Here is a 1,398-nt window from a genome sequence, read left to right on the forward strand (position 1 = left end):
GTGACGGCGGGAATCGGGAAGGCGGCATATCGTGGGGGTGCTTGACGCCTCCACTTCTCCACCGAAGGAGCGATATGCCGTGTCCAAAGATAACATCATCAAGCTGATTCAGCCAGGAAACGTCGACGATCAACTCACCGAAATCTTGCGCAATGGGGCGCGTGCTCTGTTGGCCCAGGCGGTCGAGGCCGAGGTCGCGGACTTTCTCGGCAAGCATGCCGATTTGAAGACTGCGGACGGCCACCAGCGCGTCGTGCGCCACGGTCACCTGCCGGAACGCGAGGTGATGACCGGTATCGGTCCGGTCGCCGTCCGCCAGCCGCGTGTACGCGATCGCGCGGCGGACGCGACCGATCCCGGCCGCATCCGGTTCTCTCCGTCGATCCTGCCGCCCTACATGCGCCGCTCAAAATCGATCGAGACGCTGCTGCCGATCCTTTACCTGAAGGGGATCTCCACCGGCGACTTCTCCGAGGCTCTGGCGGCGCTGCTCGGCAAGGATGCTGCCGGGCTGTCGGCATCCGCCATCGGCCGTCTGAAGGACGGTTGGCTTGACGAACACACCGCGTGGCAGAGGCGCGATCTGTCGGCGAAGCGCTACGTCTACATCTGGGCCGATGGCATCCATCTCCAAGCACGCCTCGAAGACGAAAAGCAGTGCATCCTGGTGCTGATCGGCGCGACGCCGGAAGGCCGCAAGGAACTGGTCGGCTTCACCGATGGCGCCCGCGAGAGCGCGCAGGACTGGCGCGATCTGCTGCTCGATCTGAAGCGGCGCGGGCTCGACGTGCCGCCGCGGCTCGCCATCGCCGACGGCGCGCTCGGGTTCTGGAAGGCCGCCGGCGAGGTCTGGCCGAAAACGCGCGAGCAGCGCTGCTGGGTGCACAAGACCGCGAACGTGATCGCCAAGTTGCCGAAGAGCCAGCAGCCGAAGGCCAAACGCGCGTTGCAGGATATCTGGATGGCCGAAACCAAGACCGCCGCCGAGCTGGCGCTCGACGCCTTCATCGAGAGCTACACGCCCAAATACGAGAAGGCGGCCGACTGCCTGAGCAAGGATCGGGACACGCTACTGGCGTTCTACGACTTCCCGGCCGAACACTGGAAACACTTGCGGACGACCAATCCCATTGAAAGCACCTTCGCTACCGTGCGACACCGCACGATCCGATCGAAGGGTTGCCTGTCCAACAGGACGGCACTCGCGATGGTCTTCAAACTGCTTGAGGCCGCGCAGAAAAGCTGGCGTCGTCTCGATGGCCACAACCAGTTGCCAAAACTCGTTCTCGGTGTGACATTCAACGACGGGATCGAGGTCATCGCCAAACCGACTGACCGTCAGCCCATAACCGCCGCCGCCTGACCGGCCGCGCCGTCACCAAAATTTGGCGATAGCTC

The 1,398-nt window shown here is 63.9% G+C and carries 1 protein-coding gene; it reads left to right on the forward strand.

Annotation, left to right across the window (positions count from 1 at the left end; all coding sequences use genetic code 11):
* Window positions 1-79 precede the first annotated feature (79 nt).
* Window positions 80-1,363, forward strand: coding sequence for an IS256 family transposase (locus tag K289_RS0140825; protein ID WP_027556544.1), 1,284 nt, complete (start codon window positions 80-82; stop codon window positions 1,361-1,363).
* Window positions 1,364-1,398 lie beyond the last annotated feature (35 nt).

It is taken from the genome of Bradyrhizobium sp. Cp5.3 (assembly GCF_000426265.1).
In the GTDB taxonomy this organism is placed as follows: domain Bacteria; phylum Pseudomonadota; class Alphaproteobacteria; order Rhizobiales; family Xanthobacteraceae; genus Bradyrhizobium; species Bradyrhizobium neotropicale.